Annotated in this window: 5 protein-coding genes; 1 reads left to right on the forward strand and 4 read right to left on the reverse strand. The window is 68.7% G+C overall.

Annotation, left to right across the window (positions count from 1 at the left end; all coding sequences use genetic code 11):
* The first annotated feature begins 162 nt into the window (after positions 1-162).
* Complete coding sequence (locus tag ABTZ89_RS35735; protein ID WP_351053337.1) at positions 163-669, forward strand: serine hydrolase; 507 nt, start codon at positions 163-165, stop codon at positions 667-669.
* Between the two features lie 239 nt (positions 670-908).
* Here ABTZ89_RS35735 and ABTZ89_RS35740 read toward each other — a convergent pair whose 3' ends face one another.
* The 4 genes from ABTZ89_RS35740 to ABTZ89_RS35755 all read right to left on the reverse strand — a co-directional run bounded on the left by ABTZ89_RS35740 (position 909) and on the right by ABTZ89_RS35755 (position 4,651).
* A complete protein-coding gene (locus ABTZ89_RS35740; protein ID WP_351053340.1) occupies positions 909-1,415 on the reverse strand; it encodes a hypothetical protein in 507 nt (168 codons plus the stop codon).
* Between the two features lie 48 nt (positions 1,416-1,463).
* Entirely contained in the window at positions 1,464-2,255 is a 792-nt protein-coding gene (locus ABTZ89_RS35745; protein WP_270953858.1) for a L,D-transpeptidase, read from the reverse strand.
* Between the two features lie 286 nt (positions 2,256-2,541).
* Complete coding sequence (locus tag ABTZ89_RS35750) at positions 2,542-3,096, reverse strand: DUF4352 domain-containing protein (RefSeq protein WP_270953857.1); 555 nt, start codon at positions 3,094-3,096, stop codon at positions 2,542-2,544.
* Between the two features lie 148 nt (positions 3,097-3,244).
* Positions 3,245-4,651 carry a cytochrome P450 gene (locus ABTZ89_RS35755; protein ID WP_270953856.1) on the reverse strand — a complete coding sequence of 469 codons (1,407 nt, stop codon included), beginning with the start codon at positions 4,649-4,651 and terminating at the stop codon, positions 3,245-3,247.
* Between the last annotated feature and the right edge of the window lie 177 nt (positions 4,652-4,828).

Here is a 4,828-nt window from a genome sequence, read left to right on the forward strand (position 1 = left end):
GCGGCGGGGTATTAGCCCCCGCGTGGGTCGTTGGGGTGATGCGGGGTGCGCCGGACGGGGCAGGGGCGTCGCCCCCGAACCCGGTCATTCCATGATCGTTTCCGGGTTGCGCGCGCGTAGCTTCGTCCCCAGGGGCACACCAGAGAGTGCCATGGGGCACGAGTGAAGTTCACGGAGAAGGCCGTTGCCGGTCTGGCGACGGCGACCGCAGTTCTGCTCGCGGCGTCTCCCGCCCACGCGGCTCCGAGCGAGGTGACCACCGGGTACGTCGTGGTCGACGCGGAAACCGGGGAAACCCAGGCCGAGCAGAACGAGCACTACCAGTTCCGGTCGGCATCGCTGGTGAAGCTGCTCATCGCCATCGACTACCTGGAGAACCTCGACGGCGCGGAGATCCCGGCCGAGGATCGCGCGCTGCTCGAGCCGATGCTGCGCTCCAGCAACGACGACGCGGCCAGCGCGCTGTGGGTTCGCGGCGGACAGCTGGAGATCATCGACCGCACGGTGAAGAAGATCGGCCTGACCGACACCACGCCGCCCGACCAGCCGGGCGCGGTGAAGCAGGGCTGGTCCGGCTTCGGCGAAGGTCCCGAACCGGGCGAGGAGTGCCAGGACTCCAGCAACCCGGCGCTGACCGCGAGCGTCCTCGCCTCCCCGGGCGGGCGCTGAGGTTCCGCCACCCGCACCGCCCCGCAAAAGGACCACCTGAAAACGTAAAACGGTGGTGCCCAGCGAAGAGAGGGGGAGTACTTCGCCGGACACCACCGCAGGGGGTGTGGTCGTCCGAGCCGGGACGACCACGTGGAGCACGTAGTGATCTACGCAGCTCCGGAATGTAGTTGTGATCCCGAACCCCCGCCAGCCTGAACGGAGTGTTGTACCCGTTCAGGTGGCGGGGTGTTCGTCGATCAGCCCGTGACCGCGTGGTGCCCGACCACCGGCGCCGGGGACGGCGCGGTGGGCAGGTTCGAGTTGGACGGGGTCGTGCTCTGGGCCGGCGGGGTCGCGCCCTGCACCGGCGGGGCCGCACCGCCACCCGGAGGCATGGCACCGTCGCCAGGCGGCGTGGAGCCGTCACCCGGAGGCGTGGAGCCGTCGCCAGGCGGGGTGGAGCCGTCGCTCGGCGGGGTGTCGTCGTCCCCGGACGGCGGCTTCTCCGCCGAGCCGTCGTGCTGCGGGTGGTCCACGACGGGCGCGTTGACGCAGTTGTTGGCCTGCGGCGAAAGCGCCGACACGACCGCGCCGAGCACCGCGACGTTGTTGCCGCAGAGCTGGATCGGCGCCACGCTCACGTTGTTGTCGTTGCCGGCGTTGATGCCGTCGTTGTCCGCCGAGTCGGCGAACGCCGGAAGGCCTCCGGCCAGCAGTCCCGCGCCAGCGATGAACGCGCCTGCGAGGCAAGCACTTCTACGCATAGCTCCCTCCCAATTCCTCGTCTTTCGGGATATTTCCATCCTCGGTGATCACCGCAGGTGGACCAGGGTTCCCAGCGGCAGAGTCGTCAGCAGCTGGAGCGCATCGTCGGGCACGCGGACGCATCCGTCGCTCGCGGCTTGGCCGAACACCGAAGAGTTCGGCCAGCCGTGCAGCGCGACAGTGCCGGGGCCGCCGCCGTAGGTGCTGTAGGTGTTGGAGTGGGTGCCCAGCGGGAGGATGATCGGGCTGAACTTGGTCACCGTCTCCTCGATCGCGGCCATGATGTAGGTCCGGCCGCGCGGGGTCGGCGACTTCGGCGCTCCGACTCCAACCACCCATTCGCCGATGGGGGCGCCGTCCTTGCGGACCACGAGGCGCCGCCCGTCGATGTCGACGTCCACCACGTAGGGCGTGCGGGCGCGTTCGACGGGCCCGTCGGTGCGGACCCAGCCGGTGCTCCCGTTGGGGCGGGACGGGAGCAGCACCTGCGCCCACGGCCCGCGTTCGGCGATGATCGGCACCCAGGTCGGGTTCTCCAGCTGCGATGCGGGCAGCTTGGCGAACACCGCACCGTCCGGGTCGTGGTGCACCGCGATGTCCTGCTTGACGTGCAGGACGACGCCTTCCGTTTCCCCTTCCGGCGCAGGGTCTTTCGGCGCGGTGGGGAATTCGGTGAAGGTGCTGGACGGTGCTTGCATGCCCAGGTCGGCCCGGGCCATGACCTGCCGCGCGGACTGGGCCGCCGGCGCGGTGCCGCATCCGGAGAGCGCGACGCACAGTGCCCCGAGAGCAGCACCCAGCTGGATCCTGCGCTTGGCGGCTGTCGTACGTGGACTCATGATCGGCTCCTGGCCCCGTAGTGCGATTCGGCTGTGACCTGGGGAGATCAACGCCGAATGGACGCTAACCCGGACCTGCAAGCGGGTGACGTCGGCCGATCGGGGATCGATTCAGTCGATCAAGGCCTTGACCAGGCGAAACGGTCATTCTCGATCGATTGCCTTGATTCGTTACTAAGGGGCCTTCGCACGATAGTGTTGATTTTTTAGCTCTACCGAGCGACAAATGGCCGGGTCGCTCGATCCCAAAAGGGGACCGAATGACCCGGCCGGGAAACGCGAAACGTTACTTCCAGGTGGCGAGCACGCCCATCGGCTTCTCGTTGGCATCGGTCGGCGCGTACTCGACGGTGAACCCGGTCGCGTCGGCCGGAACGTCGTAGACAATCTTGCCTGAAACCGGTTCACCTTCGGTCAGCAGGTGGAGGAACATGTTGTCCAGCGTCACGGTGGCCGCCTCGTAGCGGTTTCCCTGCGCGTCGACCAGCGTGAACTCGTCGTCGCTGATGTTGTCGACGGTGCCGGCCAGCAGTTCGGCGCTCGCGTCGACGGCGACGTACTTGCCCACCTCCGGCGGGAAGCTCGCCTGCGCGGGGTCGAGGTCGGCGGGGGCCGCGATGGACACCTTCAGCTTGGCGCCGGCGTCCTTCTTGACCTCGACGGACTCACCGAAGGCCACCGGCCCGCCGGTGGTTTCCCCGCTCGCCTCACCGGTTTCCGAGCTACCGGACTCCGAACTGCTGGAGTCCGTGCTGGTCTTGGGCACGGTCGGCACCGCGGGGCCGCAGCCCGCCAGCCCGATCACCAGCGCCGCAGCCAGGGGTGCAATCAGCCTCTTCAACGTTCCTCACACAAGGGGATGTGGGTTGACAGTAGGACTGGACCTTTGCACGCCCGAGCGCGAAATTTCACCGGAATGGGCTAATGTTCTGAAGGAAAGTTGGGCTGCACTGCGGATCCTCTTATGGCGAAGCCCGAGCCGAATCAGCTCACGCGCGGCGGAGGCGGATCGGGAGACCGTCGGTGGGCATCGGGCCGGTGCCGTAGCGCATCGGCGGCTCGTAGTCGGGCCGGACGCTCCAGCGGTACTTCAGCAGGAGCTGGTGGAGGATCGCCTTCACCTCCATGGTCCCGAAGTGCATGCCGATGCACTTGTGCGCGCCACCGCCGAACGGCGCCCACGCGTAGCGGTGCACCTTGTCCTCCCTGCGGTGCTCGGCGAAGCGCTCCGGGTCGAACACGTCCGGCTCGGGCCACCACTGCGCCAGCCGCTGCGTCGCGTAGATCTGGGCGGCCACCTTGGTGCCCGCCGGGATGTGGTGGCCGAGGATCTCGGTGTCCGCGACCGTCTGCCGGAACAGCGCACCCACCGGCGCGTTGAGCCGCATGGCTTCCTTCACGACCATGTCGAGCTGCGGCAACCGGTCCAGGTCGGCGTGCTCGACCGCCGGTTTGCCCAGCGCCGCGGCCTCTTCCCGGAGCCGGTCCTGCCATTCCGGGTGCTTGCCGAGGTAGTGGGCGGTCATCGCGAGCGTGATGGTGCTGGTGTCGTGCGCCGCCATCAGCACGAAGATCATGTGGTTGACGATGTCGTCGTCCGAGTACCGGTCGCCGTCCTCGGTCTCGGCCCGGCAGAGCACGCTGAACAGGTCCTGCCCGGATCCCGCCCGCTTGGCCGGGATCCGCTCCCGGAAGTAGCTCTCCAGCATCCGGCGCCCGCGCAGTCCTCTCGCCCAGGTGCCGCCGGGCACGTCGGCGCGCACGATCGCGTGGCCGCCTTGCACCGCGGCCACGAACGCCTGGCTGAGCCGGTCCGCGTCCGCACCGGGCCGTTCGCCGACGAACACCTCGGTCGCGATGTCGAGGGTGAGCCGCTTTGCCGCGGTGTACACGGGGAATCGCTCGCTCGGCCGCCACCGGGACAGGGCGCGCTCGATGGCCGGGGTCATCGCGTCGAGGTAGCCGAGCAGGCGGTCGCGGGTGAAGGCCTGCTGCATGATCCGCCGGTGGTGCCGGTGCTCCTCGAAGTCCATCAGCAGGATGCCGCGGCGGAAGAACGGGCCGATCAGGTAGTCGTAGAAGCCCTCGGTGCTGAACGCCTTGTCCCGGTTGGTGGCGACGGCCTCGATCGCGTCCGGCCCCATCACGGTGATCGCCTTGGCCCCGAGCGTCACACCCCACGACACCGGGCCGAATTCCTCGTACCGGCGGCGCGAAGAGTCGAGCAGATCGGTCAGCACGCTGACGGTGTGCCCGATGACCGGTAAACCGCGGTTGCCGAACACCGGCTTCAGACCGGAACCCGCTGGCGGCACGGCCAGCGGACGCGTGGCGGCCATCCGCTCGGCGTGGGAGATCGCGGACTGCAGCTGACTGACGAGCGCACGAGTCGTCACCGGCGACCTCCCTGCGGCACGGGGCGGCGATCCCCCTTCCACGGAAGCACGTCGCGGTCGCGAACCTCATCCGCCGTGAGCGCGAACCTGTTCCGCCGAACGCCCCCAATCCAGCGGGAGTTCGCGGTGTCGTGAGTGTTTTGGGGTGCCATAGCGCTCCGAAGTGCTCACGAAACC

This window comes from Saccharopolyspora sp. NPDC002686 (genome assembly GCF_040295745.1).
GTDB lineage: Bacteria > Actinomycetota > Actinomycetes > Mycobacteriales > Pseudonocardiaceae > Saccharopolyspora > Saccharopolyspora oryzae.

Coding starts and splice junctions, on each gene's coding strand:
- ABTZ89_RS35745 (WP_270953858.1), bottom strand. CDS start 2,255: ATGAGTCCACGTACGACAGCCGCCAAGCGCAGGATCCAGCTGGGTGCT.
- ABTZ89_RS35740 (WP_351053340.1), bottom strand. CDS start 1,415: ATGCGTAGAAGTGCTTGCCTCGCAGGCGCGTTCATCGCTGGCGCGGGA.